This window comes from Streptomyces sp. JLBT605 (assembly GCF_058215555.1).
Window position 1 is genome coordinate 2,954,783 of record NZ_CM177087.1, and the last position, 18,988, is coordinate 2,973,770.

The 18,988-nt window shown below is 74.6% G+C and carries 17 protein-coding genes, 1 tRNA gene and 1 pseudogene; 7 read left to right on the plus strand and 12 right to left on the minus strand.

The genetic code is table 11. From position 1 onward, the window contains the following. Window position 1: 1 nt before the first annotated feature. The 5 genes and pseudogenes from AC4BDD_RS12980 to rpmG all read right to left on the minus strand — a co-directional run bounded on the left by AC4BDD_RS12980 (window position 2) and on the right by rpmG (window position 2,452). A complete protein-coding gene (locus AC4BDD_RS12980) occupies window positions 2-217 on the minus strand; it encodes a DUF397 domain-containing protein (protein WP_490691761.1) in 216 nt (71 codons plus the stop codon). 128 nt (window positions 218-345) lie between these two features. Then, a complete protein-coding gene (gene rpsR, locus AC4BDD_RS12985) occupies window positions 346-582 on the minus strand; it encodes a 30S ribosomal protein S18 (protein WP_490691160.1) in 237 nt (78 codons plus the stop codon). Between the two features lie 33 nt (window positions 583-615). Then, a complete protein-coding gene (locus AC4BDD_RS12990) occupies window positions 616-1,914 on the minus strand; it encodes a GTP-binding protein (RefSeq protein WP_490691161.1) in 1,299 nt (432 codons plus the stop codon). Window positions 1,915-2,021: 107 nt separating this feature from the next. Next, a pseudogene (locus tag AC4BDD_RS12995) lies at window positions 2,022-2,273 on the minus strand (type B 50S ribosomal protein L31); the annotation flags it as partial. A 14-nt stretch (window positions 2,274-2,287) separates the two neighbouring features. After that, a complete protein-coding gene (rpmG, locus tag AC4BDD_RS13000; protein WP_039634212.1) occupies window positions 2,288-2,452 on the minus strand; it encodes a 50S ribosomal protein L33 in 165 nt (54 codons plus the stop codon). A gap of 57 nt (window positions 2,453-2,509) precedes the next feature. Here rpmG and rpmB point away from each other — a divergent pair, with 57 nt between their 5' ends. From rpmB to AC4BDD_RS13035, 7 genes are all read left to right on the plus strand, one after another. Next, on the plus strand, window positions 2,510-2,746 hold the full coding sequence (gene rpmB / locus AC4BDD_RS13005; protein WP_490691162.1) for a 50S ribosomal protein L28: 237 nt from the start codon (window positions 2,510-2,512) through the stop codon (window positions 2,744-2,746). Continuing rightward, window positions 2,746-3,051, plus strand: a complete 306-nt coding sequence (gene rpsN / locus AC4BDD_RS13010) for a 30S ribosomal protein S14 (RefSeq protein WP_490691163.1) — start codon at window positions 2,746-2,748, stop codon at window positions 3,049-3,051. The genes rpmB and rpsN overlap by 1 nt, the downstream gene beginning before the upstream one ends. 254 nt (window positions 3,052-3,305) lie before the next feature. After that, window positions 3,306-4,991 carry a bifunctional 3'-5' exonuclease/DNA polymerase gene (locus tag AC4BDD_RS13015; protein ID WP_490691164.1) on the plus strand — a complete coding sequence of 562 codons (1,686 nt, stop codon included), beginning with the start codon at window positions 3,306-3,308 and terminating at the stop codon, window positions 4,989-4,991. A gap of 93 nt (window positions 4,992-5,084) precedes the next feature. Continuing rightward, on the plus strand, window positions 5,085-5,984 hold the full coding sequence (locus tag AC4BDD_RS13020) for a helix-turn-helix transcriptional regulator (RefSeq protein WP_490691165.1): 900 nt from the start codon (window positions 5,085-5,087) through the stop codon (window positions 5,982-5,984). A 120-nt stretch (window positions 5,985-6,104) separates the two neighbouring features. Continuing rightward, a complete protein-coding gene (locus AC4BDD_RS13025; protein ID WP_490691166.1) occupies window positions 6,105-6,593 on the plus strand; it encodes a nuclear transport factor 2 family protein in 489 nt (162 codons plus the stop codon). A gap of 172 nt (window positions 6,594-6,765) precedes the next feature. After that, complete coding sequence (locus AC4BDD_RS13030) at window positions 6,766-7,791, plus strand: rod shape-determining protein (protein ID WP_490691167.1); 1,026 nt, start codon at window positions 6,766-6,768, stop codon at window positions 7,789-7,791. Window positions 7,792-7,911: 120 nt separating this feature from the next. Next, window positions 7,912-8,367 carry a tellurite resistance TerB family protein gene (locus tag AC4BDD_RS13035; protein ID WP_490691168.1) on the plus strand — a complete coding sequence of 152 codons (456 nt, stop codon included), beginning with the start codon at window positions 7,912-7,914 and terminating at the stop codon, window positions 8,365-8,367. Window positions 8,368-8,449: 82 nt separating this feature from the next. Here AC4BDD_RS13035 and AC4BDD_RS13040 read toward each other — a convergent pair whose 3' ends face one another. The 7 genes from AC4BDD_RS13040 to tmk all read right to left on the minus strand — a co-directional run bounded on the left by AC4BDD_RS13040 (window position 8,450) and on the right by tmk (window position 18,851). Next, window positions 8,450-9,118: an alpha-ketoglutarate-dependent dioxygenase AlkB family protein gene (locus tag AC4BDD_RS13040; RefSeq protein ID WP_490691762.1), complete on the minus strand. Its 669-nt coding sequence runs from the start codon at window positions 9,116-9,118 to the stop codon at window positions 8,450-8,452. A 274-nt stretch (window positions 9,119-9,392) separates the two neighbouring features. Next, the gene (locus tag AC4BDD_RS13045; RefSeq protein ID WP_490691169.1) at window positions 9,393-9,905 is read right to left on the minus strand and encodes a methylated-DNA--[protein]-cysteine S-methyltransferase; all 513 of its coding nucleotides are present in this window, start codon (window positions 9,903-9,905) and stop codon (window positions 9,393-9,395) included. A 336-nt stretch (window positions 9,906-10,241) separates the two neighbouring features. Next, a complete protein-coding gene (locus tag AC4BDD_RS13050; RefSeq protein ID WP_490691170.1) occupies window positions 10,242-11,042 on the minus strand; it encodes a VOC family protein in 801 nt (266 codons plus the stop codon). A gap of 203 nt (window positions 11,043-11,245) precedes the next feature. Then, a tRNA-Thr gene (locus AC4BDD_RS13055) sits at window positions 11,246-11,319 on the minus strand. 120 nt (window positions 11,320-11,439) lie between these two features. After that, complete coding sequence (locus AC4BDD_RS13060) at window positions 11,440-12,990, minus strand: alpha/beta hydrolase (protein ID WP_490691171.1); 1,551 nt, start codon at window positions 12,988-12,990, stop codon at window positions 11,440-11,442. A gap of 423 nt (window positions 12,991-13,413) precedes the next feature. Next, window positions 13,414-14,676: a DNA polymerase III subunit delta' gene (locus AC4BDD_RS13065; RefSeq protein WP_490691172.1), complete on the minus strand. Its 1,263-nt coding sequence runs from the start codon at window positions 14,674-14,676 to the stop codon at window positions 13,414-13,416. Window positions 14,677-14,870: 194 nt separating this feature from the next. Then, on the minus strand, window positions 14,871-18,851 hold the full coding sequence (gene tmk / locus AC4BDD_RS13070; RefSeq protein WP_490691173.1) for a dTMP kinase: 3,981 nt from the start codon (window positions 18,849-18,851) through the stop codon (window positions 14,871-14,873). Window positions 18,852-18,988: the final 137 nt, after the last annotated feature.

An 18,988-nucleotide genomic window follows, 5' to 3' on the forward strand; every position in this document is an offset into this window, starting at 1 on the left:
GTCAGCCGACCAGGTGATCGAACTCCCCGTCCTTCGCGCCCATCAGCAGAGCGGCGATCTCCGCTGGGGTGTAGATGAGCGCCGGCCCGTCCGGGAATCGGGAATTCCGCATCGCGACTTCCCCGCCCGGGAGTTTGGCGAATTCCACGCAGGAACCCTGCGAGTTGCTGTGTGTGCTCTTCTGCCAGACGACGCCATGGAGGGCTGTTGCCGCCATGCCGTTGTACGGGTGGTCGCGCACAGGGCTCTCCGGTGGTCAGTACAGCTGTCAACTGCCCGGATCATAACCCTCGTTCACATGCATCAGCACGAGCGGATGCACGTGCACACCGCGTGTCTGATTGATCACCGCGAACCGTACGGCAACAGCGCCATCTCCCGCGCGTTCTTGATGGCACGGGCAATCTGCCGCTGCTGCTGGACGGTGACCCGGGTGACCCGCCGACTACGGATCTTGCCTCGGTCGGAGATGAACTTCCGCAGCAGATCCGTGTCCTTGTAGTCGATATAAGTGACGCCCGCGGCGTCCAACGGGTTCGGCTTCGGCTTGGGATTCTTTCGGCGCGCCGCGTTCCGGGGCATGCGATTCCCTTTCTCTTTCAGTGGGTGATCGGGTCAGGAGACGGGGTCGAGGAGGTCGTCGAAGGCCCGGGACAGCTCGCGCCAGCTCCGCGGGCCCGCGGCGTACTCGGCGTCGGTGAGCAGGCAGGACTCCAGCAGGGCCAGCAGTCCCTCGCTGTCCAGCCCGGGCGAGGTGAAGGTGAGGTGCTGGGCGCGGTCGCCGTGCTCGGCGTCCCAGTCCAGTGCGGCCGCCACCCGCCGGGTCGCGGGCACCATCTCCCAGGCCGCGTCCGGCAGCGAGGCGAGCCATGGCCCGGCGCTCTCCACGCACAGCGCGCCGCCCGCCGCTTCCCAGGACAGCAGGGTGTCGGGCCGGTCGGCCAGCCAGAACCGGCCGCGGCTGCGCGCGGCCGCGCAGGTCAGGTCCTCCAGGGCCGCGTAGAGCCGGCCCGGGTGGAAGGGTCGCACCCGGCGCCACACCACCGTGGTGACCCCGTCCGCGTCGGCGGCCTGCGGCAGCAGGGCGCACGCCGGATGCTGACGGGCGGCCGCGGCCTCCACGTCGAATCCGGCCAGCGCCTCGGCGACCAGGTCCTCCTCACAGTCGACCGCGACCTGGCGGGCGGTCGGGTGCAGCTGGGCGAGGAGCGCCAGGTCCGTCGCGTCGGCGGGCTCCACACCGCCGTCGCCGAGGATCCCGCCGAGCACTGTGCCCGCATGGGTGTCCGCACCGGCGTCCGGGCCGGCGGACGGGCCGCTGTCCATGCCGGCGGACGCGTCGCTGCCGGGGTCGGCGGCCTGACCGGCCTGCGCCGTGCCGTCGACCAGGACCAGCACCGGCGGGTACTCCAACTGGCGCGCGAAGGTGTCGGCGACGGTGCGCTGATCGGTCACGGCGGCCGCCAGCCCCGCCTCGGCGAGATCGTCCCCGCAGCCGAGGTACGGCAGCACCAGCGCGGGGTCGACGGCGGTGAGCACCCCGCTCAGCCGCAGCCGTTCACCGCTGTGCGCGGCCACCACCTCGGCCATGGCCTGCGGCTCGACCGAGTCCCACAGCTCCACCACGGCCAGTCGGCAGGCGCCGGAGTCGGCCAGCCGCATCAGCTCGGGCACCAAGTCCTCGCGCAGCGCGCAGCAGGCGCAGTCGTTGACCAGCGGCGCCTCGCCCTCGTCGAGCAGGGTTCGCCCGTCCCGGACGATCCGCCGCACCGTGCCGGCGGCGGCGGACGCCAGGTCGTGATGGAGCGCGACGCTGCCGGGGACGGCGGCCAGCAACCGGTCGACCACCGCGCGCCGGGCGTCCGAGTGCAGGCCGCCGACCACGGTGACCGGGAGCGGGGCGGGGCCGATCACCGGCCCCCCTCAGGATCCGGCACCCGGTCCGAGCCGCGCTCGGCGCCACGGTTCGTGCCGTGCTCCGTGTCGTGGCCCGTGCCGCGACGCGTGCCGTGGCCCGCGCCGCGCTCGGCGTACCGCGCGTACCGGCGTTCGAAGCGCTCGACGCGGCCGGCGGTGTCCAGCACGCGCGCGGTGCCGGTGTAGAAGGGGTGGCTCGCCGAGGAGATCTCGACGTCCACGACGGGGTAGGTGTTGCCGTCCTCCCACTCCACCGTCTTGTCACTTGAAGCGGTGGAGCGGGTGAGGAAGGCGAAGCCGGCGGCCTTGTCGCGGAAGACCACCGGTCCGTACGGGGGGTGGATGCCGGGCTTCATGACGGGGGTGCTCCTCAGCGCTCTTCTCGGAAGGTGACGTGGCGACCGGCCACCGGGTCGTACTTGCGCAGCTCCAGGCGGTCGGGGTCGTTCCGGCGGTTCTTGCGGGTGACGTACGTGAATCCGGTGCCTGCGGTGGACCGGAGCTTGATCACGGGACGTAGTTCGTTGCGGGCCATACGAGCTACTATACAGAAATGGTTTCCATTTTCATTAGGCTCTGAGGAGGCCCCTTCTTGTCCGCCCACTGCCAGCTCACCGGCCGCAAACCCGGCTTCGGCAACGCCATCTCGCACTCCCACCGGCGCACCTCGCGCCGCTTCGACCCGAACATCCAGCACAAGCGCTACTGGCTGCCGAGCGAGGGCCGGCACGTCCGGCTCACCCTCAGCACCAAGGGCATCAAGACCGTGGACGCCATCGGCATCGAGGCGGCGGTCGCCCGCATCCGCGCCCGTGGGGAGAAGGTCTGATGGCGAAGAAGAGCAAGATCGCCAAGAACGAGCAGCGGCGGCTGGTGGTCGCCCGCTACGCCGTACGCCGCGCCGCGCTGAAGGCGGTGATCAGCAGCCCGCACAGCTCCGGCGAGGAGCGCGAGGCCGCCCGGCGCGAGCTGAACCGGCAGCCGCGCGACGCCAGCCCCACCCGGGTCCGCAACCGCGACAGCGTCGACGGACGCCCGCGCGGCTACTTCCGCGCCTTCGGCCTCTCCCGGGTCAACCTGCGCGGCCAGGCGCACGCGGGCTACCTGCCCGGGGTCCGCAAGTCCAGCTGGTAGCCGGCGCACCTCGGCGGTGCCGGCCCGCGGGCGGTCTTGGGGAGCGGCCCGCGGGCCCGCGCCTTCCTGGGTCGCGGGCCCGCGCCGGCACGGCCGCGGCGCGGCGGCGGCTGCGCCGCATCGGGGGCGCCCGGTGGGTCTCCGCGGCGTCGCGGCGGCCGCGCCCCCTAATCCCTCGTCATCCGCTAATCCCTCGTCATCCCTCAATCCCTCGTCATCCCTCGTTGTCAGACCCTGCTGCCACACTCACGTTCATGAGGTGGGCAGTGGCAGAGACGGACGACGGGGGTGTTCGTCTCTGCCCGCTCGACTCCTCCGGGCGGGCAGCCGGACCGGTCGTGACGGACGCGGGCGGCCTCGCGTCGGCCATCCGCTCCCGCCCGGAGGCGGACCGCTGGGTCTGGCGGTCGACAGCCGCGGTGTATCCGCGGCTGCTGGCCGCCGGAGTCCGCGTCGAGCGCTGTTACGACGTGGAAGCGGCCGAGAATCTGCTGCTCGGCCATGAAGGGCGCTACGGCCGGCCGCGCTCGCTCGCCGCGGCCTGGGCCCGGCTGCGCGGGCTGCCCGTCCCCGACGACCCGCCGCCGCGTTCGGCGGACAGCCAGCCGTCGCTGTTCGAGGCCGGGCCACCGCCGCTGCCGCCCGGCACCGATGCGCTGGAGGCGCTGGAGGCGGTGTACGCCGGGCAGTTGGCCCGTACGGACGCGGCGGAGCACCCGGAGCGGATGCGGCTGCTCATCGCGGCCGAGTCGGCGGGGATGCTGGTCGCGGCCGAGATGGGCCGGGCCGGCCTGCCCTGGCGGGCCGATCTGCACCGGCAGTTGCTGGACGAGCTGCTCGGCGAGCGCTATCCCGGCGGTCTGGAGCCGCAGCGGCTGGCGGAGCTGGCGGACGAGGTGTCGCGGGCCTTCGGCGAACGGGTCCGTCCGGACCTGCCCGCCGAGGTCATACGGGCGTTCCAGCGACAGGGCATCAAGCTCGCCTCCACCCGCGCCTGGGAGCTGCGAGCGATCGACCATCCGGCGGTGGAGCCGCTGCTGCGCTACAAGAAGCTGTACCGCCTGCACACCGCGCACGGCTGGGCCTGGCTCCAGTCCTGGGTGCGGGACGGCCGCTTCCGCCCCGAGTACCTGCCCGGCGGCACCGTCTCCGGCCGCTGGACGACCAACGGCGGCGGCGCCCTGCAGATCCCCAGGGTGGTGCGGCGCGCGGTGGTCGCCGACCCCGGATGGCGGCTGGTGGTCGCCGACGCCGACCAGATGGAGCCCCGCGTGCTGGCCGCCATCTCCCGCGACCGGGGCCTGATGGACGTCGCCGGCAGCGGCCGGGACCTGTACGCCACGCTGTCCGACCGCGCCTTCTCCGGCGACCGCGACCAGGCCAAGCTGGCCCTGCTCGGCGCGGTCTACGGCCAGACCTCGGGCGACGGCCTCAAGCACCTGGCCGCCCTGCGCCGCCGCTTCCCGGCCGCGGTCGCCTATGTGGACGAGGCGGCGCGGGCGGGCGAGGAGGGACGGCTGGTGCGCACCTGGCTGGGCCGCACCTGCCCACCGGCCAGCAGCTCCGACGAGCCGTACGACGAGGCAGGGCTGCCGCCGTCGGGGGACGGCGAGGAGTCGCCCGCGGCGTACGGGAGCAGCGCGGGTGCCAGGGCGCGCGGCCGGTTCACGCGCAATTTCGTCGTCCAGGGCAGCGCGGCCGACTGGGCCCTGCTGATGCTCGCCGCGCTGCGCCAGTCGCTGGCCGGCCACCGCGCGGAGCTGGTCTTCTTCCAGCACGACGAGGTGATCGTGCACTGTCCGCGGGAGGAGGCCGAGGAGGTGCGGGAGGCGATCCAGGCGGCGGGCGACCGCGCCGGACGCCTCGCCTTCGGCGAGACACCGGTCCGGTTCCCGTTCACGACCGCGGTGGTGGAGAGCTATGCGGACGCCAAGGGCTGAACGCCGGGAGCCCAGGCCGCGGGGACGCGAGCCGCGACAGCTCGGTCGGGAGCTGTGCCGCCGGGCCCGGGAGCCGCGTCCGGGGTGCGGCCGGTGAACCGTACCGACCGGCTGTACGCGATCGTCGAGGAGCTGCGTGCCGCCGCACCCCGTCCGGTCAGCGCCCGCCGACTCGCCGACCGCTTCGAGGTGAGCCTGCGCACCATCGAGCGCGATCTGCGGGCCCTCCAGCAGGCCGGGGTGCCGCTCTACGCGGAGCCCGGCCGGACCGGCGGCCATGTCCTGGACAAGCGGCACACCCTGCCGCCGCTGACCATGACCCCGGCGGAGGCCACCGCGCTGGCGGCGGGGCTGCACGCCCTGGCGGGGACACCGTTCGCCGAGGCGGCGCGCTCCGCGCTGCTCAAGGTCTGGGCGGTGATGCCCGCGCGCGAGCGCGCGGCGGCAGAGGAGTTCGCCGCCCGGGTCCGGACCGTGGTGCCCGCGCCGGACGCGGCCCCCGTCACCGTGCCCCGCGTCCTCCAGCAGGCGCTGACCGGCCGCCAGGTGCTGCGCCTGGAATACGCCGACCGGCACGGCCTGGTGACCGAGCGGACCGTGGAGCCGCTCGGCTTCCTGCGCGGCCCGCGCGGTGGCCGGGGCAGCCTCGCCTCCGCGGAACCCGGGCGTCCCATCGGCCCCGGCGACACAGGCGACCCCGGCAGCCCCGGCAGCCCCGGCAGCCCCGGCAGCCCCGGCAGCCCCGGCAGCCCCGGCAGCCCCGGCAGCCCCGGCAGCCCCGGCAGCCCCGGCAGCCCCGGCGATGCGAACGGCGCCGGCGAGTACTGGTACCTGATCGCCTGGTGCCGGCTCCGGTCGGCGGTTCGGGGCTTCCGGCTGGACCGGGTGCGCGGGGCCGAGGCGCTGGACGAGGCGGCGCCCCAGCGCCCGGTCGACCTGTCCCGGATCGATGCGCTGGGCTATGAGCTGACCGGGCTCCCGGGTTTCCCGTAAACGCTCCCAGGTTTCCCGTAAACACCGACACCACGCTGTCGCCGAGCGGCTCGAGACTGCGTCCGACGAGGTCAGGCAGCCACGCCGTGACCCGTCAGGAAACAGCGAAAGGGCATCATCATGAGCATCGGGCAGCGGCTGTTCGACGACTGGACGGCCATGTGGAACGGCGATCTGGCCATCGCCGATCGACTCCTGGCCCCCGGATTCCGGATCTGGTTCGGCAACGCCATCGGCGACACGGACACCGACGCCTTCCGCGGTCCGGAGGAGTTCGTCCGGTTCATCGCCGCCCACCGCGAGGCCCGCCCCGGTCTCCACTACGCCCTGGAAGGAGCCGCGATCACCACCGGGGACGCCACGGCGGCGCCCACCGGGCAGGTCGCCTGCCGCTGGTACGCGACGCTCCCGGTCGGGTCCGGCACGCGGACCGTCAGCGGCATCGACATCCTCGCGTTCGCCGGCGACAGGGTCACCGAAGCCTGGTCGCTCACCGGCGACCGCGCCTTCGCGACCGTCGCCGCCGGCACCGGCACCGGCACCCGCGACACCGAGACCGCCGCCACGGCCCTCGGCGCTGCGGCGGAGACGGCCCCGACGCGGCGGTGATTCCGGCTCCCTGACGGGCCGTAGGACACCACCGGCCACCCATCGGCCATTTCTGACACCCCCTCACCCGCGCGGCGCACCAAGGCGGGCGGCGTCGCGGACTCGCGCGCACGATGGATTCAAGGGCCGCCGGGCGGGCGGCCCGCGCCGCCGCCCACACAGGAGCACAGAAATGACCCTCAGCCTGGACCAACTTCGCCGTTGCTCTGTCGCCGTCGACCTCGGCGCCGCCCGGACCCGCGTCTACCTCAAGGGCGCCGGGCTCGTCGTCGACGAACCGAGTGTCGCCGCCGTGAACATGCGGACCGGTGGACTGATCGCGGTCGGTACCACGGCCGAGCGGATGGCGGGGCGTACCCCCGGGCACATCGCGGTGGTCCGCCCCATCTCCGGCGGCGCGGTCGTGGACATCGCCATGGCCCAGCGGATGCTGCGGCAGTTCGTGGGCGACCGGGTGCGGCGGGCGTGGCGGCGCAAGCCGCTGCTGCGCGCTGCGGTCTGCGTACCGTTCGACGCCCACCCGCTCGCGCAGACCGCCGCCGTCGAGACGCTCACCGGACTCGGCGCCCGGCGGGTGGAGCTGGTGGAGACCCTGGTCGCCGCCGCGGTCGGCTGCGGGCTGCCGGTCGAGCAGCCGGAGGCGACCATGATCGTGGTGTGCGGTGCCACGACGACGCAGGTGGCGGTCTTGTCGCTGGGCGCGATCGTGGCCGCGGAGAACGCGCCGGTGGGCGGCGACGCGGTGGACCGCGCGGTGGTGCAGCACCTGCGCAACCACCACGAGGTGGCGCTGGCCGGGCACGCCGTCCGCCCACTCCATGTGATGCTCAGCGGCCCGGGCGCGACGCGCAGCGCGGAGGTGCACGGCCGCGACCTGATCACCGGCCGCGCCCGCTCCGTGCATGTCGAGGCCGAGAAGGTGCGGGCCGCGGCGCATGTCTCGATGTCGGGCGTGATCGACACCATCGGCACCGTGCTGCGCAGCTGCCCACCCGACCTCGTGGCCGACCTGGGAGACCGCGGCATCATGCTGGCGGGCGGCAGCGCGCGGCTGCCCGGCCTGGACACGATGATCCGGGAAGCCACCGGCATGCCGGTGCGCGTCGCCGAGCACCCCGATGTCTGCGCGGTGGTGGGACTGGGCGCGATGCTGGAGGGGCAAGTGCGGCCGAAACACATCGGTCCGCTGGCCACCTGACGAGTCCTTGCCTGATCGGCCATTCAGTAGTCGCTCCCAGGCCATCGAACCCGGTCGGGAACTTCTTTATCGGGGGAAAGAGTTAAGCCAGTGCACCCCTAGTTCACAAGGAGACAGCACATGGCTCTGTGGGATCGGCTGAAGGATTCCGCCCAGACAATGCAGACCCAGCTTCAGGCGAAGAAGAACGATCTGAAGAGCGGGGCGTTCCGGGACGCGAGCATGGCGATGTGCGCGCTGGTGGCGGCCGCGGACGGGCAGATCGACCCGTCGGAGCGGCAGCGAGTGGCGGCTCTGATCGCCACCAACGACGTGCTGCAGAATTTCCCCGCCGATGATCTCCAGCGGCGTTTCAACGATTACCTGTCGAAGCTCACCGCTGATTTCTCGTTCGGCAAGGTCAGCGTGATGCAGACGATCGGCAAGGTCCAGAAGAAGCCGACCGAGGCGCGTGCCGTGATTCAGATCGGCATAGTGATCGGCGGCGCCGATGGCGACTTCGACAAGACCGAGCAGGCGATCGTGCGGGAGGCGTGCTTCGCGGTGGGCATCGACCCGGCGGAGTTCGACCTGTAGCGAGGCGGGCGGGGCAGCCGGTCCAGCCATCGCGGACGCCTGCCCCGCCGCCACCGGCGACCGCCGGCGGACCGGCCGCGCCTCAGCCGGGCAGACCGGTGACACGCATGGTGATGTTGAGACGACCGCCGGCCAGGCCGGTGGCCGGGTCGCCGGTCCCGGGCCGGACTTTTGGCACCCCGTGGTAGGCGAAGCGGGACGGTCCGCCGAAGACGAAGAGGTCGCCGGAGGCCAGCTCGATGTCGGTGTAGGGCTTGTTGCGGCTCCCGGTGTTGCCGAAGCGGAAGAGACAGGTGTCCCCGATGCTCAGCGAGACCACCGGGGCGCTGGACCGCTCGTCCTTGTCCTGGTGCATGCCGAGGGTGGCCTGCCCGTCGTAGAAGTTGATCAGCGCGGTGTCCGGGGCGTAGTCGTCGCCCGCGGCCGGGTCCTGGTAGGCGTCGGCGAGGGCCCTGCGGCCCAGCCGGGCCATCCACTCCGGGAACGGCGCGACGTGCTCGCCGTTCACGTCCCCGGCGGTCCGGGTGTAGCGGTACGGCTGCCAGTGCCAGCCGATGCACACCGTCCGGACGGACATCACGCCGCCGCGCGGCAGCCTGGTGTGGCGGATCGGCACCGGGCCGGTGGCCCAGCTCCGGCACGCCTCGACCAGTCGGCGCTGCTGATCCAGCGTCAGCCAGCCGGGCAGGTGCACCGCGCCGGGCGCGATCCGGACGGGCTCCCCCTGCCGCCGGCCCTCCGCTCCTCCCAGCCGCCGGCCATCCCCTCCCCACGGCCCGTCGCCCGCGGCAGGCCCGTCGCCCGCGGCCAGCCCCCCGGCCGGGAAGAGCCCGTCACCGCCGCCCGCAGCATCGTCCGGAGCGTCGAAGAGGGTGGGCGCGTGCACCCCATGCACCGCGGGCAGCCCTCGGCCGCCCCTCCGCAGTGCCCGGTCATGCGACGTCATGACACCCCGTCCTCGTCTCCCCTGCTCTCTCCTGGTCTCCGCCTCGTCTCCTGCCGCGACGGCGACGGCGACGGCCGGCTCAGGCGGCCGGCGTCGCGACGCCCTCGTGGTTCAGCAGCTGCCGCTTGCGCTCCAGCCCGCCCGCGTAGCCGGTGAGCGAGCCGTTCGCCCCGATCACCCGGTGGCAGGGCCGCACCAGCAGCAGCGGGTTCGCCCCGATGGCGCTCCCCAGCGCGCGCACCGCCGCCCGCGACACGCCCATGCGCTCGGCGAGCTGCCCGTAGCTGGTGGTGGTGCCGTACGGAATGGCCTCCAGGGCCGTCCAGACCCGGCGCTGGAACTCCGTGCCCCGGTCCGCCGCGTACGTGATGTCGAAGCGGGTCAGCGTCCCGTCGAAGTACGCCCGCAGCTGCCGGACGATCTCGGAGAACGCCCCGGCGTCCGGCCGCCAGCCGTCCCGGATGACCGCCCCGCCCTTCTGCCCGGGCATCGACAACGAGACCAGTGCTGTCCCGCCGTTCGCCGTCGCCGACTCCTCACCGACGAGCAGCAGCTCGCCGAGCGGACTGTCCATCGTCGTGTAGACCGTCATCGTCGCTTCCTCTCCCGCCACCGCGGCTCTACTCCCGCCACCGCGGCCTGTGCCGTCGCTCTCCACTCTCCGGCTTCCGGGACAGCCGTGCTGGCGGGAATCGGACATCACACCACCCGGCGCCGCGAACCAGCGCCGTGGCACCGCCCGCGGGAGCAGCGGGGCCAGGACGGGACAGGCCAGGGCAGTGCGCCAGGCGGCAGGCGACGCGGCGATGGCGACCGGCCGACCGCGGTCAGGAAGCGGTCGGCCGGCCACGCCTCGACGCCCGACCAGCGGGCCCGATGACGACGGGTCCGGTGCTCAACAGATCCAGCCGGCCCACGCGCCGTCCCCTCACTCCTCCTCCGGGGACGGCGTCAGCACCACGAAGTCCGCGCCGGACGGGTCCAGGCACAGAGCGAGGCGCCCGACGCCCTCGGCGTCCTCCGGCCCCATCTGCAGGCTGCCGCCGCCCTCGATCACCCTGGCGACCGTGGCATCGCAGTCCGCGACCGCGAACACCGGGTGCCAGTACGGCCTGCCGCCGGTCAGCCTGAGCTGCTCCGCCCCCACCTCCATCATGCCGCCCTGCATCCGGTCCTGGGTGAGGCCGGCCGGGGTGATCAGCGCATACGCCCCGCCCCCGCCCGGCAGCGGCATGTCCTCGGTCTCCCAGCCGAACAGGCCGCCGTAGAACTCTTTCGCCGCCGCCGCGTCCGTGGTGTAGAGCTCGGTCCAGCACAACGTGCCCGGCTCGTCCACCGCCTCCAGCCCCAGGTGCCCGCCCGGCTGCCATATCGCGAACTGACCGCCCAGCGGGTCGGTCAGCTGAGCCATCCGGCCTTCCCCGTCAGCATCCATCGGCGCGACCCGCACGGCTCCGCCCGCCGCCTCGGTGGCCCGGGCCGTGGCGTCCGCGTCAGGGGTGCGGAAGTAGATCATCCAAGCCGACCGCGCGCCTTCCTCGGTGAGCTTGCCCACCGCCGCGACCGTCTTGCCGTCCCGCTTGAAGAAGCCGTACCCACCCGCCTCCGGGCCAAAGGACTGGAACTCCCAGCCGAACACCGCGGTGTAGAAGGCGGCCGCGGCATCGACATCGGGTGCGCCCAGGTCGACCCAGCACGGTGAGCCGGTGACGAAATCCGTAGTGATCATGGCATTCCCTCCGCTGCCGAGATCTCGGAGACCCTCCCTCTCACTCAGCGTGACACCCACCACTGACAACCGCCCGTCGGCACCGTCGCCGCGATCCGCGCCGGACGCTGTGGCCGCGACGCCGCAGAACTGCGCGACGCCGCAGAACTGTCAGGGCATAAGAAAAGCCCAGGTCACGGATTAGGTGACCTGGGCTCTCTCGGAGCCGCCTAAGGGAATCGAACCCTTGACCTACGCATTACGAGTGCGTCGCTCTGGCCGACTGAGCTAAGGCGGCATGCTGCGTCAGCCAGAGTGGCAGCCGCAGCGCCGCCAAGTCTACACAGTTTCCGCAGGTGCTCCGCACGGGGCGGCGGACGCGGTGTATGCGCAGGTCAGGGGCGGCGTCGGAGGCAGCTCAGGAGCAGCGATCGGCCGGCGGAGGTGTGCCCTTCAGCAGGTAGGTGTTGATCGCGGCGTCGACGCAGGCGCTGCCCCGGCCGTAGGCGGTGTGGCCGTCGCCTTCGTAGGTGAGCAGCCTTCCCGAATCGAGCTGGCCCGCCAGCGCCTTGGCCCAGGGGTAGGGGGTGGCCGGGTCGCGGGTGGTGCCGACGACGAGGATCGGCGCGGCGCCCTTGGCGCGCAGGGCGTGAGGGGTGCCGGTGGGGCGCACGGGCCAGTAGGCGCAGTTGAGGGAAGCCCAGGCCAGGCCCTCGCCGAAGGCCGGGGACGCCTTGCGGAAAGCGGGCAGGACCTTGCGCACCTCGCCGGGGCCGCGGAAGGCCGGCGGCAGGTCGAGGCAGTTCACGGCCGGGTTGGCGTACATGAGGTTGGCGTACGCGCCGTCCTCGCGCTCGTAGTAGACGTCGGCGAGCTGGAGCAGCGCCGTGCCGTCGCCGTCCATGGCGGACCGCAGCGCCGCGCGCAGTTGCGCCCAGGAACCCTCGTCGTACATCGCGGCGATCACCCCCGTGGTGGCCAGGGACTCGCCCAGGTCGCGGCCGTGGTCCTCGGTCGGGACGGGGCGCCGGTCGAGCCGCTGGAAGAAGCCGGCCAGGCGGGCGGCGGCGTCGTCGGCGCCGCGGGTTCCCAGCGGGCAGTCGTCCTGTTGCGCGCAGTCCTCGGCGAAGGCCGTGAAAGCGGTCTGGAAGCCGGCCGTCTGGTCGCGGTTGATCCGCCGGGACGTCAGGGTCGGGTCCAGCGCGCCGTCCAGGACGAGGCGGCCGACGCGCCCCGGGAAGAGGTCGGCGTAGGTCGCCCCCAGGAAGGTGCCGTACGACGCGCCGACGTAGGTGAGGGTGTCGTCGCCGAGCGCCGCGCGCAGCAGATCCATGTCGCGGGCGGCCTCGACGGTCGAGACGTGGCGGAGCAGCTTGCCGCTGCGGCGCTCGCAGCCGGCCGCGAACCGCTGGTACGCCGACACCAGGAGCCTGGTCTCGGCCTCGTCGTCCGGGGTCTGGTCGGTCTGCGTGTAGGCGTCCATCTCCCGGTCGGTCAGGCACCTGACGGGCTCGCTGCCCGCCACACCGCGCGGATCCATGGCGACCATGTCGTACCGGGCGCGCACCGGCGCCGGGTAGCCGACCGCGGCGTAGCTGCGCAGGTAGCCGACGGCGGACCCGCCGGGCCCGCCCGGGTTGACCAGGAGCGAGCCGATCCGCTTGCCCGGACCGGTCGCCTTCCTGCGGGTGACGGCAAGCCGCAGGTCCTCGGAGGCGGTGGGCCGGGCGTAGTCGAGGGGCGCCCTGAGGGTGGCGCACTCGAAGCCGGCGGCACCGCACCGGTGCCAGGAGAGCTTCTGCCCGTAGTAGCGCTTCAGGGCGGCCGGGGGCGGTGCCGCGGAGGGCCGGGACGCGTCTTTCGAGGAGTCCGCATCGTCGGAGGTACAGCCGGAGGCGAGGCCGGCGGTCAGCAGCACGACGGTCGCCGCCAGCACGCTGCCGGTGCGGCGGAGTTTGCGGAACCTCATCGGTCGGCCGCCCTTCGGTACTCGTACGCGCTCCCGCACGCGCAACAGATGTGTCGGAGCGTATCCGGATGACTACGCTCCATGCGGGCGTACGGAGACTCGTACGGGTGAGAGGCGGCCCCTCCGGCGCGCCGCCGCGAGCGGCGCCCGCGCGCCCGCGGGCGGGCGGGGCGGCCGCTTGGCGGGCCTGCGGCGTCGGCGTGCGGCGGGTCACCGCTCGGCGGCTCTGCGGCGGTCGGCCAGGGCTGGAGGGGCGGACGGGTCGGCCGGGCGGCGCCGGGCAGGGAGCGGCCCTGGGGTGGCCAGCCCGCTCAGCGGCCTGCGGCGTCGACGTACGGCGGGCCGGGCGAGGCAGGGCCAGGGCAGGCGGGCGGACGGGGTCGACGGGGCGGCGCCCGGGCGGGAGCGGCGCGCCTGGGGTGGTCAGCCGGCGCGGAGGGCCATGGTCATGGCCTCCACCGCCAGCAGCGGCGCGACGTTGCGGTCCAGCGCCTGACGGCAGGCCGTGACCGCTTCGATGCGACGCAGCGTCCGCTCCGGCCGGGAGGTCGCCGCGACGCGCTCCAAGGCGTCCCGCACGTCCACGTTGGCGATGGCCACCTCCGAGCCGAGCTGCAGCGCCAGCACATCGCGGTAGAAGCCGGTCAGATCGGTGAGCGCGAGGTCGAGGCTGTCCCGCTGGGTGCGGGTGGCACGCCGCTTCTGCCGGTCCTGGAGCTCCTTCATCGCGCCCGCCGTGCCGCGCGGCAGCCGCCCGCCGGTGCCCGCGGCGGCCCCCAGCGCGGCCCGCAGCTCCTCGGTCTCCTTGGCGTCCACATCCTCGGCGAGCTGCTTGGCGTCCTCGGACGCCGCGTCGATCAGCTCCTGGGCGGCCTTCAGGCAGCCGCCCACGTCATCGACGCGCAGCGGAAGCCTGAGGACGGCCGCCCGCCGGGAGCGGGCCCGCTCGTCGGTGGCCAGGCGGCGGGCACGCCCTATGTGCCCCTGGGTGGCGCGGGCGACGGAGGCGGCGAGGCCGGGATCGATGCCGTCCCGGCGGACCAGCACGTCTGCCACGGCGTCGACCGGCGGCGTACGGAGGGTCAGGTGCCGGCAGCGTGAGCGGATGGTGGGGAGCACGTCCTCCAGAGACGGCGCGCACAGCAGCCACACGGTGCGCGGCGCGGGCTCCTCGACAGCCTTGAGCAGCACGTTCGCCGCGCCCTCGGTCAGCCGGTCGGCGTCCTCCAGGACGATGACCTGCCAGCGGCCGCCCGCCGGCGAGAGCTGGGCGCGGCGCACCAGCTCGCGGGTCTCCTTCACACCGATGCTGAGCAGATCCGTGCGGACGACCTCCACATCGGCGTGGGTACCGAGCAGGGTGGTGTGGCAGCCGTCGCAGAACCCGCAGCCCGGCGCTCCGCCCAGGGCCCGGTCCGGGCTCAGGCACTGCAACGCGGCGGCGAAGGCGCGGGCGGCGGTGGCCCGCCCGGAGCCGGGCGGCCCGGTGAACAGCCAGGCATGGGTCATCCGGGAACCGCCGCTCTCGGCATCCGCCCCCTCGGCCTCGGGGACGGCGGCGACGGTGTGCGGATGCTCCCGGGCGTCCGCGGCGGCCGCGGTGACCAGCGCGTCCGCGTCCCGCGCGGCAGCGGTGAGCTGGGCCGCCACACGGTCCTGCCCGACCAGGTCGTCCCACACCGCCATCGTCGCCTCCAGCCTCACGTGCTCGCGGCCATCCGCGGCTATCCATTGTGGGGCACGGCACTGACAGCACCGCACGGACGGCGGCGGACGGACGGCGGCGCACGGCCCGGAAGCGGCCGAAATACGGCACTGCCCCCGCGGGGTGGCGGGGGCAGTGGTGGCGTCGGCCGCGTCGCGGACCGTGCGAGGAAGGGTCAGCGGCGGTAGCGGTCGTCCTCGTCGTAGGGGCCGAGCAGCTCGTCCGCCAGCGACGGCAGGTCGTCCAGCGGAGTCTCCTCGGCCCACTGCGGACGGCGCCGCTCACGACCGCGCCGCTGCGGCTCGTCCGGCGCCTGGCCCTGGTACGCCTGGCCTCCGTACGCCTCGCGTCCGTGCGCCTGGTCTCCGTACGGCTGGCCGGTGCCTGCGGAAGAGTGCCCGGGGTGGGGCGGGTCGACGTGCGGGAGCTCGCGGGTGCGGTCGTTGTCCGGGTCCTGCCCCGGGCCCGACTCTTCCGGACGGAACAGCCACGACGGCACGCGGTCGGCCGGGTCGGCGGGCCGGTCCGCGTGGACGGGCGGGAGCACCGCGGTCTCGTCGGCCGGGCCGGAGACCGGTGCCGCGCCCGGAGCCGCGGCGGGCGGTACCGGGGGCCGCGGCAGGGCGGCGGTCTGCTCGGAGTCCGGACCGCCGGAGTCGCGGCCGCCGGAGTCACGGCCGTCGGAGGCAGGGCCATGGGAGCCAGAGCCAGGGGAGGCAGGGCCATGGGAGTCGCGGCCGCCTTCGGCGGGCGAGCCCGCCCGGTCGCCGCCCGGCGCACCGGCCGCGGAGCCGGGCTCCCGGTCCTCGCCGGGCCGCACCGGCGGCAGCACCGCCGTCTCGTCCAGCTGGGCGTCCTGCTCGGCCCGGTGGGCGACGCGCGGGTCCGGAGCGCCGGGGCGTACGGGCGGCAGCACGGCGGTCTCGTCGGCCGCGCGCGGCGGCGCCGCCGGGCGAGGCGGAGCCGCCGCACCGGACGGGCCCGCCGTGCCCGGCGCCACGTCGTCGTGGGCCGTGGCGCCGGGCCGCGTCTCGTCGCGCTTGGCGTGCAGGCCGGCGAGCGGGGTCTGGACGGTGTCCGTGGTGTCGGCGGAGTCCTGTGCGGCGGGTCCCTGAGCCGGCCGGTCCTGCGAGCCCGTACCGGCGGCCGAGCCGTCGGTGGCCAAGCCGTCGGCGGTCGAGGAGCTGACCGAGGGGGTGCCGACGGCCGGCGTCTCGATCGTGGGCGCCTCGTCGGCCGTCGGCGCGCCCGCACCCGGCCCGGCCACGGTCGGCGTCTCCACCGTCGGAACGTCGGCGGCCGCGCTCTGCGTCGCCCCCGCACCGCCGGCCTCGCCGCGCCCGCCGGAGTCACGCTCACCGGCCTTGGCGGACCCGGAACGCTTCCCGGCGCCCTCGGCGCCGGCCCTCTTGCTCGCGGCACCCGAGCCGGTCCGCTTACCTGCGACACCTGCCGTACCCGCGGCACCCGCGCCGCCCGCGCCAATGCCCTCGGCACCGTGCGCGGCGGTCTGCTCGGCCGCCGCGGCGGCCTCCGCTTCCGCGGCCCGGCGCGCCCGCTCCGCCTCCGCGGCCTGCCGGGCGCGCTCGGCGTCCGCCTCGCGCCGCGCCTGCTCCGCGCGGAGCAGGGCCTCTTCCGCCTGCCGCTGCTTCTCAACCCTGCGCGCCTCGGCCTCGGCCCGCTGCCGGGCCTCCTCCTCGGCCTCGCGGCGGCGCCGTTCTTCCTCCAGCGCCCGGGCGCGGTCCTCCGCCTCGATGCGCCGGCGCTCCTCCTCCGCGCGGCGGCGCGCGTCCTCGGCCCGCTTACGGGCCTCCTCCGCCTGCCGCTCGGCCTCGCGCTGGCGCGCCTCCTCCAGCTCGCGGCGCTTGCGCTCCTCTTCCTCGGCGCGTGCCTTGGCCAGCGCCTCCTGGCGTTCGCGCTCCAGCCGCTCTTCCTCGGCCTTGCGCGCGGCCTCCTCCTCGGCGCGGCGGAGGGCCTCCTCCTCGGCGGCCTTGCGCGCCTCCTCCTGCGCCTTCAGCTCGGCCTCGGACAGCGGCAGCATCCGGTCCAGGCGGTGGCGTACGACGGCGGTGACGGCCTCCGGCAGCTGCGCGGCGTCCACCACCAGATAGCGGCCCGGGTCGGCCGCGGCGAGGGTGAGGAATCCGTTCCGCACCCGCTGGTGGAACTCGGCCGGCTCGGACTCCAGCCGGTCCGGCGCCTCGGTGAAGCGTTCCCGCGCCGCCTCCGGGGACACGTCGAGCAGCACGGTGAGGTTCGGGACCAGGCCGTTCGTCGCCCAGCGGGAGATGCGGGCGATCTCGGTGGGCGCCAGGTCGCGGCCGGCGCCCTGGTAGGCGACCGACGAGTCGATGTAGCGGTCGGAGATGACGACCGCGCCGCGCTCCAGGGCGGGGCGGACGACGGAGTCGACGTGCTCGGCGCGGTCGGCCGCGTAGAGCAGGGCCTCCGCGCGGTGCGAGATCCCGGCCGAGGAGACGTCCAGCAGGATGGAACGCAGCCGCTTGCCGATGGACGTGGCGCCCGGCTCGCGGGTGACGACGACCTCGTGGCCCTTGGCCCGGATCCACTCCGCCAGCGCCTCGACCTGCGTGGACTTGCCGGCGCCGTCGCCGCCCTCCAGGGCGATGAAGAAGCCGGCGCCGGCCGGTGCCTCGTGCGGTTCGCCGCCGAGCAGCGCCTCGCGCAGATCCCGCCGGAAGGCCACGCCCTGCCGGTCGTCGATCTTGCCCAGGATCAGCGCGGCGACGGGCAGCAGCAGGGCGCCGACCAGCATCAGGGTGAAGGCCGCGCCGCCATGGGCGAAGACGAAGTCGCCGCTGGTCAGGCGGTGCGGGCCGATGGCGGCGGCGAGCAGCGGCGCGGCGACCGCGCCGAGCCCGACGAAGACGCGGACCACGGCATGCAGATGCTCGGTGGAGCGGGCCCGCCGGACCTCCTCGACCTCCTGGTCCAGCAGGGCGTGGCCCAGCTGGGCGGCGACCCCGGCGGCCACCCCCGCACCGGCGAGGATCAGCACCACCGTGGTGGCGTCGTGCACCAGCCCCGCCACCAGCAGCGCCAGGCCGGTCATCGCGATGGCGAGGGCGAGCAGCCGGCGCCGGGAGAGACCGGGCAGGATCCTCGGCGCGGACCGGATGCCCAGCACCGGGCCGCCGGTCAGCACCAGGACCAGCAGCGAGAAGCCGACCGGGCCGCCGCCGAGGTCGGCGGCCTGCAAGGCGGCGACACCGACGGACGCGGCGATGGCACCGGCGATCGCGGCGGACGCCAGGACCAGGTGCGGGGCTGCGCCGGTGCGGCCCTTGTCCGGGCCGGTCGCGGTGCGCGGACGGCGCAGGCCCTCCAGCGGGGAGCGCGCGCGGGGCGTCTGCGCCGGGGGCAGTTCGAGGAATACCAGGACGGAGACGGCCGCGGCGAAGAGCCCGGCCGCCACGTATGCGCCGAGCGCGGCCTGGTGCTCGTGGAACCACTCGATGCCGGAGCCGAGCAGATTGCCCAGCAGGGTGGCCGCCAGCAGCACGGCGGCGGCGAGCGGCAGCGTCATGAAGGTGGTGCGCAGCGAGAGGCGGCGCAGCGCGTCGAGGTGGTCGGGCAGCGGCCGGACGGCGGCGCCCTCGGCGGGCGGCGCCGGGAGCAGCGCCGGAGCCGCGTCGTCCTTGGCGACGGTCCAGAAGCGGTCGGCGACGCCGGTCACGAAGGCTGTGATGAGCAGCCAGGCGAGGGCGTCGTCCGGCGTCCAGTCGATCCACAGCGGGGCGATGACCAGCAGCGCGACCCGCACCCCGTCCGCGCCGACCATGGTCCAGCGGCGGTCGAGCGGACCGGCGGGCCCGATGAGCGCCGAGATCGGGCCCAGCAGCGCCGCCCCGAAGAGCACCGTCGCGAAGAGCCGCACACCCAGCACCGCGGCGACCGCGAAGGCCGCGCCGCGGTAGCCGCCGCCGAAGGAACCCGCGGCGACCGCGGCCTGGAGCGACAGCAGCAACAACACGAGCACGGCAAGGGCGTCCGCGACACCACCGATGAGCTGGGCGCCCCACAGGCGCCTCAGCGGGGGATGGCGCAGCAGGGCTCGTACGGCACGCTCGCGGGAGTCCGCGGCAAGGGCGCCGGAAGTGGGGGGCACGTCCGTTGGCTGCTCGGCTCGCGTCATCCCGCCAGCCTATCCGGATGACGTGAATCCACGTGCCTCACACCCGAACAAACAGGCGGGCGCACGGTGGCTCACCCGCGCGCCCGGTCCTGACGTCCGCACCCGTTCCCTAGGGGGTGTCCGGGTGCGCTCGGTCA